This is a genomic window from Pseudoalteromonas sp. GW168-MNA-CIBAN-0100 (assembly GCF_040309225.1).
GTDB classification, from domain to species: Bacteria; Pseudomonadota; Gammaproteobacteria; order Enterobacterales; family Alteromonadaceae; genus Pseudoalteromonas; species Pseudoalteromonas arctica.
This window is the reverse complement of record NZ_JBEOOL010000262.1, coordinates 1-344: the sequence shown is the minus strand read 5'-3', so window position 1 is coordinate 344 and position 344 is coordinate 1. Positions and strand designations below refer to the sequence as shown.

At 35.2% G+C, this 344-nt stretch carries 1 protein-coding gene; it reads right to left on the bottom strand.

Annotated elements, in window-relative coordinates; genetic code table 11:
* Positions 1-99: 99 nt before the first annotated feature.
* Positions 100-282, bottom strand: a complete 183-nt coding sequence (locus tag AAEY62_RS21020; protein WP_011327996.1) for a hypothetical protein — start codon at positions 280-282, stop codon at positions 100-102.
* Positions 283-344: the final 62 nt, after the last annotated feature.

Sequence of the window (344 nt, the reverse complement as noted above, 5' to 3'; positions counted from 1 at the left end):
ATATATACCTGCAGCTCCCACAAAAAGAGCCGCTAACCAAGCTAAAAACGAAAGCGTAATGTGTTTATTCATAAAACAAATCCACTAAGTTGCTTTACGTTATTGTTTATTTTTGTCAGGGGTAGATTCTGCTTTCATAGTTTGCATCTCTTTTTCTGCTTTTAGCTTACATACGGCCAACTGCTCTAAACGCATGCTTTTAATTGCTTCTAGCGGATCATCAAGCGGTTTACTTTGCTGCGATAATGCATATTTAGCACTGTCATCATTTTTAGTTGTCATTATTAGCTACCTTTTATGTAATTTATATTTTGGGTTTATCATCATTTAGCTAAGCTCTTTGC